Source organism: Streptomyces sp. CB02056, from assembly GCF_001905545.1.
Lineage (GTDB): Bacteria > Actinomycetota > Actinomycetes > Streptomycetales > Streptomycetaceae > Kitasatospora.
The window spans coordinates 108,860-131,491 of the sequence record NZ_LIPD01000001.1 but is presented as its reverse complement, the minus strand read 5'-3'; the positions used below and the strand labels follow the sequence as shown (position 1 = coordinate 131,491).

Here is a 22,632-nt window from a genome sequence, read left to right as displayed (position 1 = left end):
CTCCGGCGAACGTGCGGAAATTAACGAAACCCTGTGGATAACCCGGGGGTTGTGGATAAAAAGCGTCACTCACAAGAGTGGGTAGGACCGCCTGAGGTTGACCGAGCGGCCAGCGAACCACCCACCGGACCACCCACCCAGCGAACCGCCCAACGAACCACCCACCGGACCGCCACCCCGCCACCCCCTCAGCGCGGCGCGACCACCACCGCCAGCAGCCCCGGCCCGACGTGCGCCCCGATCACCGCCCCCACCTCGCCGACGTACAGCTCCCGCAGCCCCGGCACCCGGGCCCGCAGCCGCTCCGCGAGCGGTTCGGCCCGCTCCTCGGCCGCCAGGTGGTGCACGGTGATGTCGACGTCCAGCTCCCCCGACCGCTCGACCGCGATCTCCTCCAGCCGCGCGATCGCCCGCGACGCCGTCCGCACCTTCTCCAGCGGCTCGATCCGCCCGCCGTCCAGGTGCAGCAGCGGCTTGACCGCCAGGGCCGAGCCGAGCAGCGCCCGCGCCGCCCCGATCCGTCCGCCCCGGCGCAGGTGTTCCAGGGTGTCGACGTAGAAGAACCCGCTGGTCCCGGCCGCCCGCCGGCCGGCCGCCTCGGCCGCCTCGGCCAGGCCCTGCCCGGCCGCGATCGCCTCGGCCGCCGCCAGCACCCCGTACCCGAGCGCCATCCCGACCAGTCGGCTGTCCACCACCCGCACCGGTACGGGCGCCTCGGCGGCGGCCAGCCGGGCGGCCTCGACGGTGCCGGACAGTTCGCCGGAGATGTGCACCGAGACGATGCCCTTCGCCCCGGCCTCGGCGGCCGCCCGGTAGGCGGCGGCGAAGGTCTCCGGGTTCGGCCGGGAGGTGGTCACCCGCTGCTTGCCGCGCAGCGCCTCGGCGACGTCCTTCGGGGAGATCTCGACGCCCTCGCTCAGCACCGAGTCGCCGACCGCGACGCTCAGCGGGACCACCGTGATCCCGTACCGGTCGAGGGCGTCCTGCGGCAGATAGGCCGTGGAATCGGTGACAAGTGCGAGGTCGGAGGGCATGAGCCGGAGGTTACCCCCCGTCGCTCCGGGAGGACAGCGCCCGGTCCGGGCCCCTCGGGAGGTCCCGTGACGCGCGACCGGCTCAGCCCGTCGGAGCGCCCGTGACGCCCGACCGGCTCAGCCCGCCGAGGGCCCCGTCGAGGGCTTGCGCAGCCGCTGCGCCAGCTTGGCCAGCGGATCGGCGAGCCCGAGCAGCTCCTCCGCGCTCGGCCGTCCCTTCCCGTCGGTCAGCCCGGCCCGAGCCGCACCCCCGGACCGCGCCGCACCCCCGGTCGCCCCCGCGGAACCACCAGACCCCGCAGCAGCACCACCGACCCCCGCGGAACCACCGGACCCCGGGGCTCCACCCGCCCCCGCGGAACCGGCAGCCCCCGAAGCACCCCCCGCGACGTCCCAGTGCCGCAGCGCCCCCGCCTCGCTCTCGCACTCCTGGCTCAGCCGGCTCAGCTCGTCGTCCGCGAACCGGTGCATCCGGTCCTGCGCCGCCCAGCGCATGGTCTCCGCCGAGTGCGTGATCCGCTCCGCCCGCTCGCGCAGCTCCGGCAGCTTGGCGGCGATCCGCGCGGTGTCCGGCTCGCGCTCCAGCATCCGCAGCTCGCCGTCGAGCTCGGCGGCGTGCGTGTCGAGCCGGTCGAGCAGGGCGAGCGACTCGCCGAGCTGGCTGTCCTGCGCGAGGCCGCCCTCCAGTACCTGCCGGGTGCCGTCGAGCGAGGTCCGCAGGCCCAGCCGGACGGTGGCGATCTGCGCGGGCGGGCCGACCCTGGTGTACGTCTTCGCCTTGAGGGTGGCGGTCTCCACGGCGCGCCGGGCGTTGGCCTCGTGCTTCTCGATCTTCGCGCCGACGGCCTTGGCGGCCTTGACCGTGCCGATCACGGCCAGGACCATCGCCGCGACCCCGAAGAGCAGGACCAGCCCGATCATCACGCCGAACACGTCCATCGCGCGCCACCTTCCGCCGTCGTTCCGGCCCCCACCGGGCCCAACGCGGGCCGCATTGCCGAGGGTTCCACGGTAGCCGCCGGAACCCGCCCGGGGGCAGCCGAGAGGGCCCTGGCGGACGGAGATCAGGGTCAGATCCGGGATCTCCCCGAGGGCCCCCGACCACCCTGGAAGCCCCCCGCAAGCGCCCCGCAAGACGCCCAGCCGGCACCGAACCCGAAAACGCCGACTCCCCGAAAGCACCGAACCCCGAAACGCCCCGAAAACGCCGGCCCCCCGAAAGCACCGGACCCCGAGAACGCCGACTCCCCGAAGCGCCGACCCCCGAAAGACCCCGAAAACGCCGGACGGGCGCCCCGAAGGACGCCCGCCCGACCGCTCACGCGACCGCTCCCGCGATCACCCCGCGGTCACTTCCGCACCAAGAACACTCAGCCGGTGACGATGTTCACCAGCTTCGGCGCCCGCGCGATCACCTTCCGCACCTCGGCCCCGCCGATCGCCGCGACGACCGCCGGCTCCGCCAGCGCCAGCGCCTCCAGCTCGGCGTCCGAGATGCCCGGCGCGACCTCCAGCCGCGCCTTGACCTTGCCCTTGATCTGGACCACGCAGGTCACCGTCTCGTCCACCACGTACGCCGGGTCGGCGACCGGGTAGTCGGTGTGCGCCAGCGACTCGCCGTGGCCCAGTCGGCGCCACAGCTCCTCGGCGACGTGCGGGGCCAGCGGCGCGACCATCAGCACCAGCTGCTCGGCCACCGCCCGCGGCGTGGAGCCGCGCTTGACCAGGTAGTTGTTCAGCTCGATGGCCTTGGCGACGGCCGTGTTGAAGCGCAGCCCGGCCATGTCCCCGCGGATGCCGTCGATGGCCTTGTGCAGGGCGCGCAGCGTCGCCTCGTCCGGCTCCTCCTCGGTGACGACCAGTTCGCCGGTGGTCTCCGAGACGACGTTGCGCCACAGGCGCTGCAGGAAGCGGTACGAGCCGACGACGGCGCGGGTGTCCCACGGGCGGGAGACGTCCAGCGGGCCCATCGACATCTCGTACAGGCGCAGCGTGTCGGCGCCGTACTCGTCGGCGATGTCGTCCGGGGCGACGGCGTTCTTCAGGGACTTGCCCATCTTCCCGGCCTCGCGCTTGACCGGCTCGCCGTCCCAGAAGTACTGGCCGTCGCGCTCCTCGACCTCGGCGGCGGGCACCGGGAAGCCGCGCTCGTCGCGGTAGACGTCGGCGGTGATCATGCCCTGGTTGAACAGCTTGTGGAACGGCTCGACGGACGAGACGTGGCCCAGGTCGTGCAGCACCTTGTGCCAGAAGCGCGCGTACAGCAGGTGCAGCACGGCGTGCTCGGCGCCGCCGACGTACAGGTCGGCGCCGCCGGCGGGCTTGGTCTCCGTCGGGCCCAGCCAGTACTTCTCGTTGGCCGGGTCGACGACGGCCTCGGAGTTGGCCGGGTCGACGTAGCGCAGCTCGTACCAGCAGGAGCCGGCCCAGTTGGGCATGGTGTTGGTCTCGCGGCGGTACTTCCTGACGCCGTCGCCCAGGTCCAGTTCGACGTTGACCCAGGCCTCGTTGCGCGACAGCGGGGTCTCCGGCGAGGAGGCGGCGTCGTACGCGTCGTAGGTGCGCGGCGAGTAGTCGTCGACCTCGGGGACCTCGACCGGCAGCATCGACTCGGGCAGCGCGTGCATCACGCCGTCCTCGTCGTAGACGATCGGGAAGGGCTCGCCCCAGTACCGCTGGCGGCTGAACAGCCAGTCGCGCAGGCGGTAGTTGACGGTGCCCTCGCCGATGCCGCGCTCGGCCAGCCAGGCGGTGACGGCGGCCTTGGCCTCGACGACGCTCAGCCCGTCCAGGGACAGCGACACGTCGCCCTCGGTGCGGGCGGAGTTGACGATGACGGAGTCGTAGGTGTCGAACGCGTCGTCCCACTCGGCCGGGTCCTGGCCCCGCCCGTCGGTGGGCTCGACGACGCAGCGCATCGGCAGCGCGAAGGCGCGGGCGAAGGCGAAGTCGCGGTGGTCGTGGGCGGGGACGGCCATGATGGCGCCGGTGCCGTAGCCCATCAGCACGTAGTCGGCGATGAACACCGGGACGGACTCGCCGCTGACCGGGTTGACGGCGTGGGCGCCGGTGAAGACACCGGTCTTGACCTTGGCCTCGACCTGCCGCTCGACGTCCGACTTGGCGGCGGCCGTGGCGCGGTAGGCGGCGACGGCCTCGGCGGGGGTGGCGGCACCGCCGGTCCACTCGGCGGGCACGCCCTCGGGCCAGGCGGCGGGGACGATCGAGTCGACCAGGGCGTGCTCGGGGGCCAGCACCATGTAGGTGGCGCCGAACAGGGTGTCGGGCCGGGTGGTGAAGACGGTGATCTTCTGGTCGCCGGGGGCCGCGAAGTCGACCCGGGCGCCCTCGGAGCGCCCGATCCAGTTGCGCTGCTGCAGCTTGATGGCCTCGGGCCAGTCCAGCAGGTCCAGGTCCTCGATCAGCCGGTCCGAGTACGCGGTGATGCGCATCATCCACTGGCGCAGGTTGGACTTGAACACCGGGAAGTTGCCGCGCTCGGAGCGGCCGTCCGCGGTGACCTCCTCGTTGGCCAGGACGGTGCCCAGGCCCGGGCACCAGTTGACCGGCACCTCCTTGGCGTAGGCCAGTCGGTACTCGCCCAGCACCTCGTCGCGCTCGGCGACGGTCAGCCCGGCCCAGGCGCGCCCGTCCGGCAGCTCACGCGCGCCGGACTCGAAGTCGGCGACCAGCTCGGCGATCGGGCGGGCCTTGCGGGCGTCCGCGTCGTACCAGGAGTTGAAGATCTGCAGGAAGATCCACTGGGTCCAGCGGTAGTAGTCCGGGTCGATCGTGGAGATCGAGCGGCGCGGGTCGTGGCCCAGGCCCAGCCGGCGCAGCTGCTGGCGCATGTTGGCGATGTTGGCCTCGGTGGAGACCCGCGGGTGGGTGCCGGTCTGCACCGCGTACTGCTCGGCGGGCAGGCCGAAGGCGTCGTAGCCCAGCGTGTGCAGCACGTTGTGGCCGGTCATCCGCTGGTAGCGGGCGAAGACGTCGGTGGCGATGTAGCCCAGCGGGTGGCCGACGTGCAGGCCCGCGCCCGAGGGGTACGGGAACATGTCCATGATGAAGCTGTGCGGCTTCGCGGCGACGTCGCCGGCCGCCGGGTCGGCCAGCGCACCGGTGGGGTTGGGGGCGTGGAAGGTGCCCTCCTTCTCCCAGATGTCCTGCCAGCGGGACTCGATCTCGGCCGCCAGCGCAGCGCTGTACCGGAACGGCTCGGTCGCGGTCTCGGCCGCGCCGGACGCAGGGGTCGTCTCGCTCATGGTCCTTCAAGCTCCATCGGTGTCGGTTGGCGAACCGCGCGGGCGGCCGGCCCGTGGACCCGGCCCGGGACGGGATCGGGGGGCGGAAAACAAAAAATCCCCTCGCAGGAGGGGACGCCACGCCGACTCCGGCACCGCCCGAAGGCTCAGCCGGTCCTGGTCAGCGCGGCCGGCTAAGGAGCAGGCGCACGGTTCGCATGGGCTCAGGGTACCGCAAGCGGGTCGACGGGCTGCGGGGTATACCGCCGGGACGGCGGCACGGAGCCGCCCAGGGCCGCACGGAGCCGCATGAGGCCCCGCGGAGCCACCCGGGAGCCGCAGCGAGCCACGCAGGACCGCACGAGGCCGCACGGAACCGCGCGGGGCCGAGCCGCAACCCGCCCTACCGCGCCGCCACCCGCCCCGCCGCGTCGAACTCCCGCAGCGCCTTCGCCACCCGCTCGGACTGCATCCCCGCCGCGAGCGAGCGCGCCAGCGAGGCGGTGCGGGCCGCCTCCCGCTGGTCGCCGAGCCGGCGGTGGGCCTCGGCGAGGCGCACCATCAGCAGCGTCTTGGTGCGGGCCCGTCCCGGTCCGAGACCGGCCACCGCCTCGGCGAGCAGCACCTTGGCGAGCCGGTGCTGGCCGAGCGCCAGCCGCCCCTCCCCCACCATCCCGGAGAGGGCGGCCCGGACCTCCTCGGTGCCGGGCAGGCCGTCCAGTTCGGCGAAGGCCCGGGCGGCGGCTGCCTCGGCCCGTTCGGCCTCGCCCCGGCGGCCGTACGCGCCGGCGAGCCGGCCGTACTGGCGGGCCCGGGCGACGGGGCTGAGCGCGGCGCCGTGGGTGTCCAGGGCGGTCACCAGCGCGGAGACGGCGTCCAGCCCGCGCCCGCCGGTGCCCTGGGTGGCGAGCACGACCAGCGCGCCGAGCACCGCGACGCCGAGCCGGGGGTCGCCGCTGACGTGGGCGGCGCGCAGCGCGGCGACGAAGGCGCGCTGGGCGGCGGCGTCGTGGCCGAGGTCGTACGCGGCCCAGCCGGCCAGCCGGGCGAGTCTGCTGGCCGTGCCGTAGAGCTCGCGGCCGAGCCGTTCGTCGTACGCGCCGAGTTCCAGCAGCTTGGCCAGCATGGCGAGTTCGGCCCGGACGGGGCCGAGGACGAGGCCGCCGCCGCAGGCCCGTTCGAGCTTCTGCTTGCTGCGGTAGGACAGGCCGAGTTCGCCGGCCAGTCCGGGTTCGACGCGCAGCGCGCCCTCGCCGCCGCCGACGGGGGGCGGCGGGGAGTCCAGGCGGGCGGCGGCCTGGTCGAGGTCGGCGCCGCGGAACAGGTCGGTGAGGCGCACCGGGCCGGCGTCGGTGGCGGCCTCGCGCAGCGCGGTCTGGGCGGTGTCGGCGGTCCACGGGTCGGTGAGCAGCCGGGGCGAGAGGATCTTGGCGCCGCGGTGGCCGCCCATCCGGCCCCAGAGCTGTTCGTAGGTGACGGCGATGCCGAGGGTGCGGCTGAGCACCTCGCAGACCGCCTGGTCGTGCGGGCTGCGCGGGACCATGCCGCGGTCGCGCCACTTGTACGGGGCGGTGGAGCTGATGGCGAGGCCCGGCGGCAGGGCGAGGCTCACCTCGCGGGCGAGCCGTTCCGGACTCCATCCGAGCTGGTGGAGTATCCGGGCCAGTTCCTCGTTCCGCCTTCGCTCCAGATCGGCCATGGCACGACGGTAGCGGGATTCCGGCCGCCGGGACCGGCGGCGCGGGCAGAACGGCGAAGAGCCGCCCCCCGTTTCCGGGAGGCGGCTCTCGACTGCTGTGGAGCTATGGGGAATTGAACCCCAGACCTCTTGCATGCCATGCAAGCGCTCTACCAACTGAGCTATAGCCCCTTGACCTGCGTTGTCACCGTGGTTCCCGGTTGTTTCCGGCCGTTTCCCTCGGCGACATCGACTACTTTACACGCTCCGGGGCGTGCTCCTGAAATCCGTTTCCCGAGGTCCGCACCACGCGCCCCGGAGGCCCCGTCTCTCACGCTCCGGGCGTACGGCGCCCGCCCCCGGCGCCCGCGCCTGACGCACGCTCCCAGCGCGCACTCCCGACGCACGCGCCCCGCCAACGCCCCGCCACCGCACCACCCGCCGACCGCACGCCCCCCCGGAGAACCGCGAAGCCGCACCACCCGCCGACCGCGCGCCCACCAGGAGAACCGCGAGGCCGGGCCCGAAACGCCGGAAGGCCGCCACCCCTTGGGTGACGGCCTTCCGAACTACTGTGGAGCTATGGGGAATTGAACCCCAGACCTCTTGCATGCCATGCAAGCGCTCTACCAACTGAGCTATAGCCCCGCGACACGGGCGACCCTGGCTGACCACGACCGCCGATGCGGAGTGGAGCTATGGGGAATTGAACCCCAGACCTCTTGCATGCCATGCAAGCGCTCTACCAACTGAGCTATAGCCCCGCACTCACCGGATCTCCCGCTTCCCTTCCGGGCCGCGTTCCTTCCCTGCGAACGAGGAAGACTCTAGCTGGTCAGGGCCGGAACTGCGAAATCCGCTCCCTCCGGACCCCCGCCGAGGGCCCCGTGAGGGCCCCCGGCACCCGGTGCCGCCCGAGCCGGTACGGCTCGGCTCAGGTGTCGTCGCCGATGACCGGCTGCGGGAGGGTGCCCGCGTTGTGCTCCAGCAGGCGCCAGCCGCGCGTGCCCTGGCCGAGCACCGACCAGCAGCAGTTGGACAGTCCGCCGAAGCGCTCCCACTGGTCCGGCTCCATGTCGAGCAGCCGCCCGAGCATGGTGCGGATCGTCCCGCCGTGGCTGACCACCACCAGCGTGCCGTCCTCGGGGAGCTTGCCGACGGCGTCCAGGACCACCGGCACCGAGCGGTCGGCGACCTCGGTGGCCAGCTCGCCGTCACCGCCCCGCCGCACCGGCTCACCGGCCGCCCAGGCCTCGTACTCCTCCGGGAAGCGCTCGCGGATCTCGGCGTTGGTCAGGCCCTGCCAGGAGCCCGCGAAGGTCTCCCGCAGGCCCTCGTGGTGCTGCACGTCGAGCCCGGTGACCTCGGCCAGCTCCGCGGCGGTGCGCCGGGCCCGCTGGAGGTCCGAGGAGATCAGCAGGTCGGGACGGAGCCCGGAGAGCAGCCGGGCCGCCCGCTGGGCCTGCTGGACGCCCTGGCCGGTCAGCTCGATGTCCGTGGTGCCCTGGAAGCGCGATTCGAGGTTCCAGGAGGTCTGGCCGTGCCGCCAGAAGACGATGCGCGGGCCGCGCGGGCCCCGGCTCAGTGCAGGTCCTCGGGCTTGCCGAAGTCGTCGGCGGGGGCGACGACGTTGCCGGCCTCGTCGGTGAACGCGTCCGGACGGTTGCGCGAGGCCAGGGCGTCCTCGGGCAGCGGGAGCTCGGGGCAGTCCTTCCAGAGCCGGTCCAGCGAGTAGAAGGAGCGCTCCTCGGCGTGCTGGACGTGCACGACGATGTCCAGGTAGTCGAGCAGGATCCAGCGGCCGTCGCGCTCGCCCTCGCGGCGCACCGGCTTGATGTCCAGCTGCTCGCGCAGCTGGTCCTCGATCTCCTCGGCGATCGAGCGGACCTGGCGGTCGTTGTTCGCGGAGGCGATCAGGAAGGCGTCGGTGATCGACAGCACCTCGCTGACGTCGAAGGCGATGATGTTGTGCGCGAGCTTGTCGGCCGCCGCCTGCGCGGCGACGGTGATGAGCTGCTGGCTGTGGTCGGTAACGGTCACGGTGTTCTTCCGGCTCGGCGGCTTGGGGGGCGCCCCGGCGCTCGGCCGGGGTCGCCTTCCAGGATCTCACGCCGCCCGGGCGGGCCCGGAACCGTTTTTCCAGGCCCCCGAGCCCCGGGCCCCCAAGCCAATACCGGGCCACCGCCCCCGCCGCCACCACGCCCGGACCCCCGCCGGGCCCGGGCCACCGCCCCCGCCGCCACCACGCCCGGACCCCCGCCGGGCCCGGGCCACCGCCCTACTGGGTCTTCGGCGGCTGGTAGTCCTTGCCGAGCACCACCAGCAGGTCCGCGTTCTGGGTGTCGCCGGTCACCTTCTTCACCGCCGTGTCCGGCAGGCCGAGGCTGGTCGCCAGCGACTTCGCCGCGCCCTGCCGGGCGTCGTCGGTGTAGCGGATCTCACTGGTGGCCTGCGGGGCGCCCTTGGCCCCGCCCGGGATGAAGGTCAGACCGGAGTTGACGATCTGGACCTGTACGGCGGCCGCCGCCGCGTCGTTGCCGCTGGAGTCCTGGACCGCGACCCGGACCGGGGCGTCGCCGGCGGCCGCAGACTTCACGGTGCCGCCCAGCACGTCCTTGACCTGCTTGCCCGCGGTCGCCTCGTCCAGGCTGCCGTCCGGCTTGACGGTCAGCGCGGTGGTGCCGAAGTGGCCGTCCTTCGCCTGCTGGGAGAGCTGGACGAGCACCCCGGCGAGGGCGTCCTCGGGCAGCGAGGGGTCGAGCACCGCGTTCATCCGGTGCACGTCGTCCTTGGCGTCCTTGAACTCGGTCGGCATCGCGCGCACCAGCGCGTCCATGACCTGCCCGAACCGGGCCAGCTGGGCGTCCCGGTTCTCGCCGGGGTTCTGCAGCGTGGCGTAGGCGACCGCGGCCTTCCCGCTGAGCATGGTGTTCTTGCCCGCCGCGGACAGCAGCTTGCCGTCCGGCTTGCCGCCCTCGTGGGTCTCGGCGTTGGTGTCCACCCGGACGCCGCCGAGCTGGGAGACCAGCAGTTCCAGGTACGGGGTGTCCAGCCGCCAGGTGCCGGCCACCGGGGCGCCGAGCACGGTGGACAGGCCGTCGCGGGTCGCCGAGGCGCCGATGCCGTCCATGGACTGGCCGACCGTGGTGACCGGCGGGTCGCCCGGGCCGGGCAGCCGCAGGGTGTCGGGCAGCAGCAGCACCGTGCCCTTCTTCCCGGAGGCGTCGTTGACCAGCAGCGCGCTGGACACCTTGCCCTGGAGGTCGCGCAGGTGGACGACGTTGACCTGGCGGCCGCCGGCGGCGGCGGCCGCGGTCGGCTTGCCGCCGGTGAGGAAGAGGTACCCGCCGACGCCGGCGGCGGCCAGCGCCACCACCGCACCGAGGCCGATCAGCCGGTTGCGCAGCTTGCGGCGGCGCTCGGCGCGCACCTCGCTGCGGGACTCGGCGAACTTCAGCCAGTCGATGACGTCCTCGGTCTCCTCCGCCTCCTCGTCGACGAAGGTGAACTCCCCCGTGGTGTAGCTGTCGTCGGGCGCCTTGCCGCCGCCCTTCCCGCCCTTCCCGCCCTTCCCCGCCTTCCCGGCCCGCGCCCCGGCGACCTGCTCGGACGGCGGCTCGGCCTTGGCCGGCACCGGCTCGGCGGCCGGCCGGGGCACCCGCGGACGCGCCGGTGCGACCGCCGCGGCCGCGGCCGGCTCGGCCTGCACCGGTTCCTGCGCCTGCGACGGCGCCTGCGGTTCGGTCACGACCGGGGCGGCCGCCTGGTACGGCTGCTCCTGGTACCCCTGGTAGCCCTGCTGCTGGTAGACGTACGTGCCCTGCCCGTACACCGGCTGCCCGTACTGGTCGTACTGCTGGTCGTACTGCTGCTGCTCGTACGGCTGTTGCTGCGGGAACTGCCCGCCCTGCTGGTACCCGTCGTACCCCTGGTAGCCCTGCTGCTGGTAGCCGTACGCGCCCTGCCCGTACACCGGCTGCCCGTACTGGTCGTACTGCTGCTCGTACTGCTGCTGCTCGTACGACTGCGCCTGCGGCTGCTGCTGTGGCTGCGGCTGCGGCTGCGGGTCCTGCGGCTGCTGGTAGCCCTGGTACGGCTGCTGGTACTGCCCGGTGGACCAGTCCTCCGGCCGCCGGCCGTCGCTGCGATCAGTCATGCACCGCTCCCGGATCAGTCCCCGCGCGGCGCGTACAGCGCCCGCTTGTCGATGTAGCGGACCACGCCGTCCGGGACGAGGTACCAGACCGGTTCGCCCTTGGCGACCCGGTTGCGGCAGTCCGTGGAGGAGATGGCCAGCGCCGGGACCTCCACCAGGGAGACCCCGCCCACCGGAAGCCCGGCGTCCGACAGAGTGTGCCCCGGGCGGGTGCATCCGATGAAGTGGGCCAGCGAGAAGAGCTCGTCGGAGTCGCGCCAGGACAGGATCTGGGCGAGCGCGTCGGCGCCGGTGATGAAGAAGAGGTCGGCGTCCGGGTGCAGGGCGTGCAGGTCGCGCAGGGTGTCGACGGTGTACGTCGGGCCCTCGCGGTCGATGTCGATCCGGCTGACCGAGAACTGCGGGTTCTCGGCGGTGGCGATGACCGTCATCAGGTAGCGGTCCTCGGCCGGGGTGACGTGCCGGTCGCTCTTCTGCCACGGCTGCCCGGTCGGCACGAAGATCACTTCGTCCAGGTGGAACGCGCTCGCGACCTCACTGGCGGCGACGAGGTGGCCGTGGTGGATCGGGTCGAAGGTGCCGCCCATCACGCCGAGGCGCTTCTTCACCGGTTCCGGTCCGCCGGGATTCCCGGCCTGCTCTCCCATGCCGCCACACCTTACGCGACACGCGTTACGGTGCGGGAACGGCCGGGTGGGGGTTCTCCGCAGACGCGTGAGGGAGCGTCCGGCCGGTGGCCGGACGCTCCCCGAGCGGCCCCAGGCCCCGGCTCAGCGGTCCCGGTTGAAGCGGGTGGTGATGAAGAGCAGGACGAGCAGGATGACCAGTGCGGCGCCACCGGTCAGGGCCGGGTTCAGACTGTCGTGGTTGCCCCCCTCGCCCTCGGCGAGCAGGTTCAGAACGGGGAGTGCGGCAGCAGTGCTCATGGTCGGCGGGACCTTCTCGGCTCGGTGAACGGACCTGGGGGTTGTTCCGGGCCGGGTGAGGGCCCACCCGTCATCGTACGGGGGGTTACACGGCAACCGCTCGGCGGCCCACCGCCGCTGACCGGGCGTGAGCGCGGGCCGAGGGAGCGACCGGCGAACGGGCCCGGGCCCCGGCGAACGGACCGGAACGGCCCCGGCGAACGGACCGGGGACGGCCCCGGGGAACGGACCGGGGACGGCCCCGGGGAACGACCGGCCCTAGTTGTTCTTGAAGGCGCGGGCCATGATCCAGATCAGCAGGCCGATGCCCACGAAGGACGCGACCACGATGATCCGCAGGAACAGGCCGGGGCCGGACTCGTCGGAGATGGGCGCGGCCAGGCTGACAAGCGTGTCGGTGGACATCTGCGGGGGCTCCTCGTACTGCTCGGTACCGCGGCCGGGTCCGGTCTCGGTCGTCCAGGCCTCAGGGTAAACCGGCCTCACACCGGCGGAGCCCCCCGGCCCCGCGGACGCGCCCCGCAGGCCCCGCGGGCGCGCCCCGGCGGCCCGCCGAGCCGCCCACGGCCCCGGCGCCCACCGCGCGGACCGCGCGTACGCTGACCCCGGGGACGAGTACGCAACCGCGCACGTTGCACAGACAGTCGTTGCAGGCGAAGACCAGCGGGGGGCGGGCCAGCGGGCCGCGGCCGCCGTCGACCAGGAGGTACTCACACCATGACCGACACGACCTCGAAGACGCCGAGCCGCCGCCGCGAGCGCTTCCCCGGGATCTCCACCCGGGCCTGGGAGCACCCGGCGGACCGCTCGGCCCTGGTCGCACTGCGCAGGCTGACCGGCTTCGACGACATCCTGAAGAAGCTCGCCGGCCTGGTCTCCGAGCGGGCGATCCGGCTGATGTTCCTGGCCACCGCGGTGAAGACCTCCGAGCGCCAGTTCCCGGAGCTGCACGACATGGTGCGCGACGCCGCCTACGTGCTCGACCTGGAGCAGGTCCCCGACCTGTACGTCTCCCAGGACCCGACGGTCAACGCGTACTGCATCGGCATCGACACCCCGGTCATCGTGATCACCAGCGGCCTGGTCGAGCTGCTGGACGAGGAGGAGCTGCGCTCCGTCATCGGCCACGAGGTCGGCCACGCGATGTCCGGCCACGCCGTCTACCGGACGATGCTGATGATCCTCACCAACATCGCCACCCGGATCGCCTGGGTGCCGCTCGGCAACCTGGCGATCACCGCGATCATCACCGCGCTCAAGGAGTGGTTCCGCAAGGCGGAGCTGTCCAGCGACCGGGCCGGCCTGCTCGCCGGGCAGGACCTCCAGGCGTCCATGCGGGCCCTGATGAAGCTGGCCGGCGGCCACAACCTGGCCGAGATGAACGTCGACGCCTTCCTGGAGCAGGCCGAGGAGTACGAGAAGGCCGGCGACCTGCGCGACGGCGTGCTCAAGGTGCTCCAGCTGCTGCCGCAGACCCACCCCTTCGCGGTGGTCCGGGTCGCCCAGCTGAAGAAGTGGGCGGAGAGCGACGACTACCGCTCGATCATGGCCGGCGCCTACCCGCGCCGCTCGGACGACCCGGACACCTCGGTCACCGAGCAGTGGAAGGCCGCCGCCGAGCACTACACGACCTCGGTCAAGGAGAGCAAGGACCCGCTGATGGGCCTGCTCCGGGACGTGGCCGGCGGCGCCGCGACGGTCGGCGGCAAGCTCCGCGACACCTTCACCGGAGGCGGCGGCAGCAGCAACGGCAACGGCAGCCGCGGCGGCTCCGCGGACCGCGACGGCAGCTGACCCACCGCGACCGACCACGACCGCGAGCCGCGACGGCGGCCGGCGTCCCGCCCGGGGCACCGGCCGCCGTCGCGTTCCACGGCCCGGGCGCCTCAGCCGCCCGCCAGCACCTCGCACACCTGCCAGCCCGGCCGGGCGTGGTTGCCGGGGTCGACCGGCGTCGGCGGCGTGACCGCCGTGCCCTGCGCGGTGGCCAGCACCGGCTGCAGGAAGCCCGCCATCGAGGCGCCGCAGGGCTCCGGCCCGGCCTGCACCACCGAGTCCACCAGCCGCAGCTGCCCCGAGGCCAGGTCCACCCGGTCGAACTCGAAGGTCAGCTGCCGCCGCACGGTCTCCAGGGTGACCGGCGCCCCGGCCGGGGCGCCGGCCGGCTTGAGCGCGTAGACGAAGGTGTGGTCGGTGGTGATCTGCAGCGTCCCGCTGTCCGCCTCGTCGATCCGCATCGCGCCGACCACCTTCACGGTGTTCGAGGCCAACGCGACCTGTGCCGGGTCGAAGCGGACCATCCAGCCGGTCACCGCGTGGTGGCGGTCGTCCACCGGCTGCGCCACGCTCGCGTCGAACTCCGCCTGCTCACCCGGCGTGACGAAGACCCGTACGTCGGCGGTGGCGCCCTGGACCAGCGTCGCCGGGGAGAGCGAGGAGGCGACCAGGTAGCGCTGGACGGTGTCGAGCGCCTTGGCCACCTCGACCCGGCCGAAGTTCCCGGTGGCGGCGCCGGTCGGGGTGTTCAGCCCGATCGTGCCGTCCCCGTACCCGAGCGGCAGCGCGGCGAACGGGTCCGCCGGGTCGGCGACCGGGTGGACGGCCGACGCCGGGCTCAACGCGACCAGGCTGACGGTCAGTTGGCTGCCCTCGGGCCGCACCGCGGTGCCCTTCGGCGAGCTCACCCCGAAGTACACCGCGGCCCCGAAGGCGAGCAGGATGAGCAGCAGCAGGATGAGTGCCTGGCGCGGGACGGTGCCCAGCGGGCCGAACCGCACCCGCGACCGGGTGGCCTTGCCGAAGGAGCCCGCCAGCCGCTCCCGGGCGGAGAGTTCCTGGATGCGGGCAGCCCGCACGAACGATTCGTCGAACACGACGGACCGGAATTCGTCCTCGTTGCCGGAACCGCCCTCGGGCGTCCCCTCAGGAGGCTCTCGCGGGTCACCCACACCACCAGGGTAGGCGGACACCAGCGCCGCCACGAGGGTCCGGGCGCACATTCCCGGGAACGCTCCGTGACCACTGCCCCGGGGCGTGCGCCCCCGGGCGCTCGGGCTAGCCCGCGGGCGCCGTGACCACCAGCGGGGGCTCCGCCGGGGCCTGCCCGGGGGCCACCCCGGTGCTGCTGCTGCCGGACTGGGGGCGCCGGGGCGTGCCCGAGGGGCCGCCCACCCCCTGGTAGATCGCCGCGACGGCGACCGCCACCAGGCTCACCCCCATGATCACGGCGAGCACCCAGGCCACCGGCCGGTGCCACCGCTGCTGGGCCACGTACCGCCCGGGAACGCGCACCGGGTCGTCACCGCGCCGCCACCGCCGGACCCGGCGGTCGGCCGCCCGGCCCGGCCCCGACCAGGGGTCGGGGTAGAGGTGGTCCGCGTCGAGTCCGCTCGGGTACGGGCGCAGCTCCAGCGGCAGCCCGTCCCCGGCCGGAACGTCACGGCCCCAGCCCGGCCCCGCGGCGTCCGGCTCGAACCGGGCCTCGGCGGCGGCGAGTTGCCGCTCCTTGGCGGTCGGCTCGTGCACGGCGGCGGACCGGACGAAGGCCTCGTCGAAGACCACGGTGGCGAACTCGTCGTCCGCACCACCGTGGTCGGAGCCGTCGGGGTACGGGAAGCCCCCCACATCCTCAGCCACGGATTCAGCGTATTACCGGCCGGACGATTTGTCTGTGGCTCCCGGCAGTTGGTCCGTCGCACGTGTGACGGACGCCCCGCGCGCGCCGCCCGGCGGCCGTCCGCGCCCCCGCCCGCGGCCTGCGGCCTGCGCGCCTACTCGACCCCGCCGCCCACGGTCTGCGCGGCCTCGCCCCGCACGTGCCCGTCACCAGTGACGATGTACTTGGTGCTGGTCAGCTCGGGCAGGCCCATCGGGCCGCGGGCGTGCAGCTTCTGGGTGGAGATGCCGATCTCCGCGCCGAAGCCGAACTCGCCGCCGTCGGTGAAGCGGGTGGAGGCGTTGACGGCCACCGTGGTGGAGTCCACCAACCGGGTGAAGCGGCGGGCGGCGGCCTGCGAAGTGGTGACGATCGCCTCGGTGTGGCCGGAGGACCAGCGGCGGATGTGCTCGACGGCGGCGTCCAGCGAGGGCACCACGGCGGCGGCCAGGTCCAGCGAGAGGTACTCGGTGCCCCAGTCCTCGTCGGTGGCCGGCACCACGGTGGCCGGTCCGCCCTCGGCGGCCTTCAGCACCGCCTCGTCGCCGTGCACGGTGACCCCGGCCCCGGCGAGCGCCGCCAGCGCGAGCGGCAGGAAGGCGTCCGCGACGTCCTGGTGGACCAGCAGCGTCTCGGCGGAGTTGCAGACGCTGACCCGCTGCGCCTTGGAGTTCAGCAGGATGCCGACGGCCATCGCCAGGTCGGTCTCGGCGTCCACGTAGACGTGGCAGTTGCCGGTGCCGGTCTCGATCACCGGGACGGTGGAGCCCTCGACCACGGTGCGGATCAGCGAGGCGCCGCCGCGCGGGATCAGCACGTCCACGTAGCCGCGGGCGCGCATCAGCTCCCGCACCGACTCCCGGCTCTCCCCCGGCACCAGCTGGACCGCGTCGGCGGGCAGCCCGGCCGCGGCGACGGCGTCGCGCACCACGGCGACCAGCGCGCTGTTGGAGCGGTAGGCCGAGGCGGAGCCGCGCAGCAGCACCGCGTTGCCGGACTTGAGGCAGAGCGCGGCGGCGTCCGCGGTGACGTTCGGGCGGGCCTCGTAGATGATGCCGACCACGCCGAGCGGCACCCGGACCTGCCGCACGTCCAGGCCGTTGGGCAGGGTGTAGCCGCGCACCACCTCGCCGACCGGGTCGGGCAGGCCGGCCACGTCGCGCACGTCCGAGGCGATCGCGGCGATCCGCTCGTCGGTCAGGGTCAGCCGGTCGATCACCGACTCGGCCGTGCCGGCCGCCCGGGCCCGCTCCACGTCCTCGGCGTTGGCCGCGACGATCTCCGCGCTGCGGGCCACCAGCGCGTCCGCGACCGCCAGCAGCGCGGCGTCCTTCGCGCCGCGCGGCAGCGGGGCGAGCGCGGCGGCGGCCTCCCGGGCTCGGCGCGCTACGGCGAGGACGGGGCTGTCGGCGGTGGCGAGATCGCTGGTCATGCCGCCAAGGGTAGCGACTGCGCCGGCCCCGCCCGGGCGGCATTTCGCCCGGTGAGACAGCTCGGTACGGCGTTCGGTACGGGCGCTCAGTACGGGTGCACGCCGCCCAGGTGCGGCGGCGGCTCGCCGAAGCCCTCCGCCACCCGCTTGTGGTACGTCGCCCGGTCGACCACCTCCAGCCCGACGATCTCCCAGGGCGGCAGGTTCGAGGTGACCTTGTGCTCGCCCCACAGCCGCAGCGCGATGGCCGCCGCGTCGTGCAGGTCCCGGGCCTGCTCCCAGTAGCGGATCTCGGCGTGGTCGGCCGCGTAGCGGGCGGTCAGGAAGAACGAGTGGTCGTGCGCCAGCTGCTCCAGCGAGGCGCGCAGCGCGGACAGCGGGGTGACCTGCCCGGCCACGCTCAGCACCACGTGCCACAGCCGCGCCTGCTCGGGCACGGTGGGCGGCTGGGCCGCCCGGTCGAGTTCGGGCCGCATCCCGCGCATCCCGCCGGGCCGCTGCGTCGGCGGACCGGCCGGCTCGGCGGGGCCGTCCCCGCGTCCGCCGTCGATGCTGGTCAGCCGCCGGCCCGCGGTCCCTGCGGTCAGCGCTGCCTCGCGCCTGCGTTCCACCGGCGGCCTCCTGTTCGGCGATGTCGTGTCGTCCCCACCGGCCCCGTCGGCCCTCGGCCGACCGGTACGGCTGCGCCCCTCCTCGCCCGCGGCCGGGCCGCTCCCGGTACGGAGCGGCCCGCCGTCCGCGCGGCGCCGATCGGCCGGGCGGCCGGTGCCGGGGCAGGCCCCGGCACGGTCGACCGGGCCGGTCAACCGCGCAGAACGACCAGGTCGTCGCGGTGGACGACCTCGCGCTCGTACGCGGCGCCGAACTCCTGGGCCAGGTCGCGGGTGGACCGGCCGAGCAGGCGGGGCAACTCCCTCGCATCAAAGTTGACCAGTCCGCGAGCCACGATGTGGCCGTTTTCGGCAAGAAGGTCCACCGGATCACCCGCGGCGAACTCCCCGTCGACCTTGGTGACCCCGGCGGGCAGCAGCGAGGCGCCGCCGGAGACGACCGCCCGGACGGCGCCCTCGTCCAGGTGCAGCGCCCCGCGCGGGCTGCTCGCGTGGGCCAGCCAGAGCATCCGGTCGGAGGTGCGGCTGCCGGTGCGCAGGAAGAGCGTGCCGGTGGGCCGGCCGGCCAGCGCGTCGGCGGCCTGGCTGGCGGCGGTGAGCACGACCGGGATGCCGGCGCCGGTGGCGATCCGGGCCGCCTCGACCTTGGTGACCATGCCGCCGGTACCGACGCCGGCCTTGCCGGCGCTGCCGATCTCGATGCCGTCGAGGTCCTGCGGGCCGCGCACCTCGGCGATCCGGCTGGTGCCGGGGCGGGACGGGTCGCCGTCGTACAGGCCGTCCACGTCGGAGAGCAGTACGAGCAGGTCGGCGCGGACCAGGTGGGCGACCAGGGCGGCCAGCCGGTCGTTGTCGCCGAACTTGATTTCGGCGGTGGCGACGGTGTCGTTCTCGTTGACGATCGGCATCGCGCCCATCGCCAGCAGCTGGTCCAGGGTGCGGTACGCGTTGCGGTAGTGGGCGCGCCGGCTGGCGTCCTCGGCGGTGAGCAGCACCTGGCCGACCCGGATGCCGTACCGGGCGAAGGAGGCGGTGTAGCGGGCGACCAGCAGGCCCTGGCCGACGCTGGCGGCGGCCTGCTGGCGGGCCAGGTCCTTGGGCCGGCGGTCCAGGCCGAGCGGGGCGAGCCCGGCGGCGATCGCGCCGGAGGAGACGAGCACCACCTCCGGGGCCTCGGGGCGGCCGCGCAGCTTGGCGAGCGCGTCCACCAGGGCGTCGACGCGGTCGGCGTCCAGGCCGCCGGTCGCCGTGGTCAGGGACGAGGAGCCGACCTTGACGACGATCCGCCGTGCGGTCAGCACCTCCTCCCGCAGAGGGTCCTCGCTCATCTCGCTGTACGCCCTTCCGGTGTGGTGCGGGTACGGCGGGGCCCGGGCCCGGCCGTCACCCCCGAAATCTACGCGATCCCCGCAGGTCACCGGCGGGGTGTTTCACCGGATGGACCGGATCCGGTACGGGTCGCCGCGGGCCGCCCGCCAAGCCGGATGGCTGGTATGGTCCCTGACCGCAAGCCAGATCGGGGGACGGCTTCTTGCCCGCTGTACCCATGTCGTCATCGACCCTTCCTGTCACGACGGGCGGCGCCGCACTGGGCAAAGGCCGGCAACGGTCGCGGCCGTGCGCCCAGGAGAAATGCGCACCATGCGTTCGTATACCACCAAGCTGACCGTCGCCGCGCTCGCGGCGGCCACCGCCCTCTCGCTCGCGGCCTGCGGGCCGGACAACCCGGACACCCCGGCCGGTACCGGCGGCGCCACCGGCGCGGCCCCGGCCCAGACCGGCGCGCCCCAGACCGGCGCGACCCCGGGTGCCACCGCCGGGGGCGCGGCCGGCGGTTCGGCCGCGGCCCCCTCCGGTGCGGCGGGCGGGACCGGCACGGCCGGTGCGGCGGGCGGCGGGGCGGGCGCCGGGGCCGTCCCGGCGGCCGCCACCAGCGTGAAGGTCGGCCAGAGCGCCACCGTGGACTTCGCCGACAAGACCTCCAAGGTCGCCACCAAGCTGGAGGTCACCGTCACCGGCGTCGAGGCCGGTTCGGCGCAGGACTTCACCGCCGCCAAGATCAGCATCGTCGGCCTGGAAGGCCGCACCCCGATGTACGTCAGCTACACCATCAAGAACCTCGGGGACGCCAGCCTCTCCTTCACCGCCCCGGACTCGAAGCTCGTGCTCTTCGACACCACAGGCAAGAAGGGCGTCAACGTCCTGACCGCCGCGACCCCGCTGCCCAAGTGCACCGGCGCGAAGTTCCAGGGCGTGGCCAAGGGCGCCGAGGTCAAGGGCTGCACCATCATCTCCACCCCCGGCAACACCCCGGCCGCCGTCGGCTACACCGACCTGGCCGACCCGCTGAAGCTCCAGGCCTCCTGGACCAAGTGACGCCCAGTCACCGCCGGACACGCGGACGGCCCCCGCCACCTCGACAGGTGACGGGGGCCGTCCGGACCGGACCGGTCAGCGGTCCTCAGTCCTCAGTCCTCGTCGTCGTCGCCCTCGATGGCGGCCTGGCGGCCGCTGGAGAGCGCCTCGAAGGCGAGGAACTCGGACTCGGCCGCGTCCCGGCCCTTCTGCTTCTCGCGACGGCGGTCGACCGCCGGGCGCGGGGTCTCGAAGCGGTGGTCCTCACCACGGCGGCCGAGCATCTCGGCACCGGCGGCCATGGTCGGCTCCCAGTCGAAGACGACGGCGTTCTCCTCGGGGCCGATGATGACGGTGTCACCCTCGTGCGCCCCGATCTTCCACAGCTCCTGCTCGATCCCGAGGCGGGCCAGCCGGTCGGCGAGGTAGCCGACGGCCTCGTCGTTGCTGAAGTCGGTCTGGCGGACCCAGCGCTCCGGCTTGACGCCGCGGATGCGGTACGCGCCGTCCTCCTCGGTGATGGTGAAGCCGGCGTCGTCGACGGCCTTGGGCCGCAGCACGATCCGGGTCGACTCCTCGGCCGGCTTGGCGGCGCGCGCCTCGGCGACGATCCCGGCCACGGCGAAGCTCAGCTCGCGCAGGCCCTTGCGGGAGGCGGCGGAGACCTCGAACACCCGGTAGCCGCGCTCCTCCAGGGAGGCGCGGGTCAGGTCGGCGATGTCCTGGCCGTCCGGGACGTCCACCTTGTTGAGCGCGACCAGGCGCGGACGGTCTTCCAGACCGCCGTACTCGGCGAGCTCGGCCTCGATGGTCTCCAGGTCGGTCAGCGGGTCGCGGCCGGGCTCCAGGGTGGCGCAGTCCAGCACGTGCACCAGCACCGAACAGCGCTCGACGTGGCGCAGGAACTCCAGGCCCAGGCCGCGGCCCTGGCTGGCGCCCGGGATCAGGCCGGGCACGTCGGCGATGGTGTAGACGGTGTCGCCCGCGGTGACCACGCCCAGGTTGGGGATCAGGGTGGTGAACGGGTAGTCCGCGATCTTCGGCTTGGCGGCCGAGAGCACCGAGATCAGCGAGGACTTGCCGGCGCTCGGGTAGCCGACCAGGGCCACGTCGGCGACGGACTTGAGCTCCATGACGATGTCACGGGCCTCGCCGGGCTCGCCGAGCAGCGCGAAGCCGGGCGCCTTGCGGCGGGCCGAGGCCAGCGCGGCGTTGCCGAGGCCGCCGCGGCCGCCCTGGGCCGCGACGAAGCTGGTGCCGTGGCCGACCAGGTCGGCCAGCACGTTGCCCTTGCGGTCCAGCACCACGGTGCCGTCCGGCACCAGCAGGACGAGGTCCTCGCCGTCCGCGCCGGTGCGGTGGCCGCCCGCGCCGGGCTTGCCGTTGGTGGCCTTGCGCTTGGGCGAGTGGTGGTACTCCAGCAGGGTGGTGACCTGCGAGTCCACGGTGAGGATGACGCTGCCGCCCTCCCCGCCGTTGCCGCCGTCCGGGCCGCCGAGCGGCTTGAACTTCTCGCGGTGCACGGAGGCGCAGCCGTGGCCCCCGTTACCCGCGGCGACGTGAAGTTCGACGCGGTCCACGAAGGTGGTCATGGGTGTGCCTCCAGTGCGCGAGAGTCTGCTTGCTACCTGCGTAAAGCGTGAAGGGTGGACCGGAGAATTCCGGCCCACCCTTCACTGTGAGTCTTGTCCCGACCCGGTGGGTCTTCTCAGACTCGGGAGTCCGCGGGGACTCAGGCCTCGACGGCCACGATGTTGACGACCTTGCGGCCACGACGGGTGCCGAACTGCACCGCACCGGCGGTCAGCGCGAACAGGGTGTCGTCGCCACCGCGGCCGACACCGGCACCCGGGTGGAAGTGGGTGCCGCGCTGGCGGACGAGGATCTCGCCGGCGGAGACGACCTGGCCACCGAAGCGCTTCACGCCGAGGCGCTGGGCGTTCGAGTCACGGCCGTTACGAGTAGAGCTTGCGCCCTTCTTGTGTGCCATTTTTCGCTATCCCCTTACTTGCTGACCGAGTCGATGCTGGTGATGCGCACCGCGGTGTGCTGCTGACGGTGACCCTGACGGCGGCGGTAGCCGGTCTTGTTCTTGTAACGCAGGATGACGATCTTGTCACCCTTGGTCTGGTCGACCACCTCGGCGTGAGCCTTCACGCCGGCCAGGACCCACGGGTCGGAGGTGACAGCGTCACCGTCGACGACGAGGATGGTCGAGAGCTCGACCGAGTCACCCGGCTTGGCCTCGATACGGTCGATCTCCAGCACGTCGCCGACGGCGACCTTGTGCTGGCGGCCGCCTGCGCGAACGATCGCGTACATGCGGTACCTGCTTTCCTTGCTCGGTCGGAACCCCCGACGCCAGCCACCTGGGTACGGACACAGGAGCCTCTCCCCGGCCCTCCGCGCGAACGCGGTGACCTCGGGAAGGTGATGTGCTCGGGAGCAATGGCGTAGACACGCCGATGGTCAAGAATACGGACCGGCCGCCCGGGGGGCAAACCGGCCCGTACGGCCCGGGGCGGGATCACTCCCGCCCCG

Annotated in this window: 20 protein-coding genes and 3 tRNA genes; 2 read left to right on the top strand and 21 right to left on the bottom strand. The window is 73.6% G+C overall.

Translation table 11 applies throughout. From position 1 onward, the window contains the following. Positions 1-188 precede the first annotated feature (188 nt). The 13 genes from AMK13_RS00570 to AMK13_RS43275 all read right to left on the bottom strand — a co-directional run bounded on the left by AMK13_RS00570 (position 189) and on the right by AMK13_RS43275 (position 12,443). Entirely contained in the window at positions 189-1,034 is an 846-nt protein-coding gene (locus AMK13_RS00570; RefSeq protein WP_049657405.1) for a DegV family protein, read from the bottom strand. Between the two features lie 117 nt (positions 1,035-1,151). Next, a complete protein-coding gene (locus AMK13_RS00565) occupies positions 1,152-1,973 on the bottom strand; it encodes a hypothetical protein (RefSeq protein WP_074000714.1) in 822 nt (273 codons plus the stop codon). A 431-nt stretch (positions 1,974-2,404) separates the two neighbouring features. Beyond that, positions 2,405-5,299 carry a leucine--tRNA ligase gene (gene leuS, locus AMK13_RS00560; RefSeq protein ID WP_074000713.1) on the bottom strand — a complete coding sequence of 965 codons (2,895 nt, stop codon included), beginning with the start codon at positions 5,297-5,299 and terminating at the stop codon, positions 2,405-2,407. A 382-nt stretch (positions 5,300-5,681) separates the two neighbouring features. After that, complete coding sequence (locus tag AMK13_RS42715) at positions 5,682-6,977, bottom strand: hypothetical protein (protein WP_074000712.1); 1,296 nt, start codon at positions 6,975-6,977, stop codon at positions 5,682-5,684. A 98-nt stretch (positions 6,978-7,075) separates the two neighbouring features. Continuing rightward, positions 7,076-7,148: transfer RNA gene (locus AMK13_RS00550), tRNA-Ala, on the bottom strand. Between the two features lie 383 nt (positions 7,149-7,531). Further along, positions 7,532-7,604 (bottom strand) — tRNA-Ala (locus AMK13_RS00545). Positions 7,605-7,647: 43 nt separating this feature from the next. Continuing rightward, positions 7,648-7,720 (bottom strand) — tRNA-Ala (locus tag AMK13_RS00540). A gap of 170 nt (positions 7,721-7,890) precedes the next feature. Beyond that, positions 7,891-8,541, bottom strand: coding sequence for a histidine phosphatase family protein (locus AMK13_RS00535; RefSeq protein WP_074001141.1), 651 nt, complete (start codon positions 8,539-8,541; stop codon positions 7,891-7,893). Next, a complete protein-coding gene (gene rsfS / locus AMK13_RS00530) occupies positions 8,538-8,996 on the bottom strand; it encodes a ribosome silencing factor (RefSeq protein WP_049658573.1) in 459 nt (152 codons plus the stop codon). The genes AMK13_RS00535 and rsfS overlap by 4 nt, the downstream gene beginning before the upstream one ends. Before the next feature lie 238 nt (positions 8,997-9,234). Continuing rightward, on the bottom strand, positions 9,235-11,112 hold the full coding sequence (locus tag AMK13_RS00525) for a LytR C-terminal domain-containing protein (RefSeq protein WP_074000711.1): 1,878 nt from the start codon (positions 11,110-11,112) through the stop codon (positions 9,235-9,237). 14 nt (positions 11,113-11,126) lie between these two features. Continuing rightward, positions 11,127-11,759: a nicotinate-nucleotide adenylyltransferase gene (gene nadD, locus AMK13_RS00520; RefSeq protein ID WP_049658574.1), complete on the bottom strand. Its 633-nt coding sequence runs from the start codon at positions 11,757-11,759 to the stop codon at positions 11,127-11,129. A 123-nt stretch (positions 11,760-11,882) separates the two neighbouring features. Then, positions 11,883-12,038: a hypothetical protein gene (locus AMK13_RS43945; protein WP_181970583.1), complete on the bottom strand. Its 156-nt coding sequence runs from the start codon at positions 12,036-12,038 to the stop codon at positions 11,883-11,885. 258 nt (positions 12,039-12,296) lie between these two features. Beyond that, on the bottom strand, positions 12,297-12,443 hold the full coding sequence (locus tag AMK13_RS43275; RefSeq protein ID WP_158077652.1) for a hypothetical protein: 147 nt from the start codon (positions 12,441-12,443) through the stop codon (positions 12,297-12,299). A 312-nt stretch (positions 12,444-12,755) separates the two neighbouring features. On the opposite strand from AMK13_RS43275, the gene AMK13_RS00515 reads away from it, so the two are divergent. Beyond that, positions 12,756-13,832, top strand: coding sequence for a M48 family metallopeptidase (locus tag AMK13_RS00515; RefSeq protein ID WP_049661182.1), 1,077 nt, complete (start codon positions 12,756-12,758; stop codon positions 13,830-13,832). A 92-nt stretch (positions 13,833-13,924) separates the two neighbouring features. Here AMK13_RS00515 and AMK13_RS00510 read toward each other — a convergent pair whose 3' ends face one another. From AMK13_RS00510 to proB, 5 genes are all read right to left on the bottom strand, one after another. After that, on the bottom strand, positions 13,925-14,986 hold the full coding sequence (locus AMK13_RS00510; protein WP_143204456.1) for an SCO2583 family membrane protein: 1,062 nt from the start codon (positions 14,984-14,986) through the stop codon (positions 13,925-13,927). Positions 14,987-15,092: 106 nt separating this feature from the next. Beyond that, positions 15,093-15,674, bottom strand: a complete 582-nt coding sequence (locus AMK13_RS00505; RefSeq protein WP_074000709.1) for an SCO2584 family spore wall biosynthesis protein — start codon at positions 15,672-15,674, stop codon at positions 15,093-15,095. 134 nt (positions 15,675-15,808) lie between these two features. Next, positions 15,809-17,125 carry a glutamate-5-semialdehyde dehydrogenase gene (locus AMK13_RS00500; RefSeq protein ID WP_074000708.1) on the bottom strand — a complete coding sequence of 439 codons (1,317 nt, stop codon included), beginning with the start codon at positions 17,123-17,125 and terminating at the stop codon, positions 15,809-15,811. Positions 17,126-17,211: 86 nt separating this feature from the next. Further along, positions 17,212-17,736, bottom strand: coding sequence for a hypothetical protein (locus tag AMK13_RS00495; RefSeq protein WP_074000707.1), 525 nt, complete (start codon positions 17,734-17,736; stop codon positions 17,212-17,214). A 191-nt stretch (positions 17,737-17,927) separates the two neighbouring features. Then, positions 17,928-19,064: a glutamate 5-kinase gene (proB, locus tag AMK13_RS00490; protein WP_049660991.1), complete on the bottom strand. Its 1,137-nt coding sequence runs from the start codon at positions 19,062-19,064 to the stop codon at positions 17,928-17,930. 313 nt (positions 19,065-19,377) lie between these two features. Between proB and AMK13_RS00485 the strand changes: the two genes are divergently transcribed. Next, entirely contained in the window at positions 19,378-20,112 is a 735-nt protein-coding gene (locus tag AMK13_RS00485) for a hypothetical protein (protein ID WP_143204455.1), read from the top strand. 92 nt (positions 20,113-20,204) lie between these two features. Here AMK13_RS00485 and obgE read toward each other — a convergent pair whose 3' ends face one another. The 3 genes from obgE to rplU form a co-directional block, all read right to left on the bottom strand. Beyond that, complete coding sequence (gene obgE / locus AMK13_RS00480; protein WP_049659936.1) at positions 20,205-21,683, bottom strand: GTPase ObgE; 1,479 nt, start codon at positions 21,681-21,683, stop codon at positions 20,205-20,207. 140 nt (positions 21,684-21,823) lie between these two features. Beyond that, a complete protein-coding gene (gene rpmA, locus AMK13_RS00475; protein ID WP_030309712.1) occupies positions 21,824-22,081 on the bottom strand; it encodes a 50S ribosomal protein L27 in 258 nt (85 codons plus the stop codon). A 14-nt stretch (positions 22,082-22,095) separates the two neighbouring features. Further along, positions 22,096-22,413, bottom strand: a complete 318-nt coding sequence (gene rplU, locus AMK13_RS00470; protein WP_045696828.1) for a 50S ribosomal protein L21 — start codon at positions 22,411-22,413, stop codon at positions 22,096-22,098. Between the last annotated feature and the right edge of the window lie 219 nt (positions 22,414-22,632).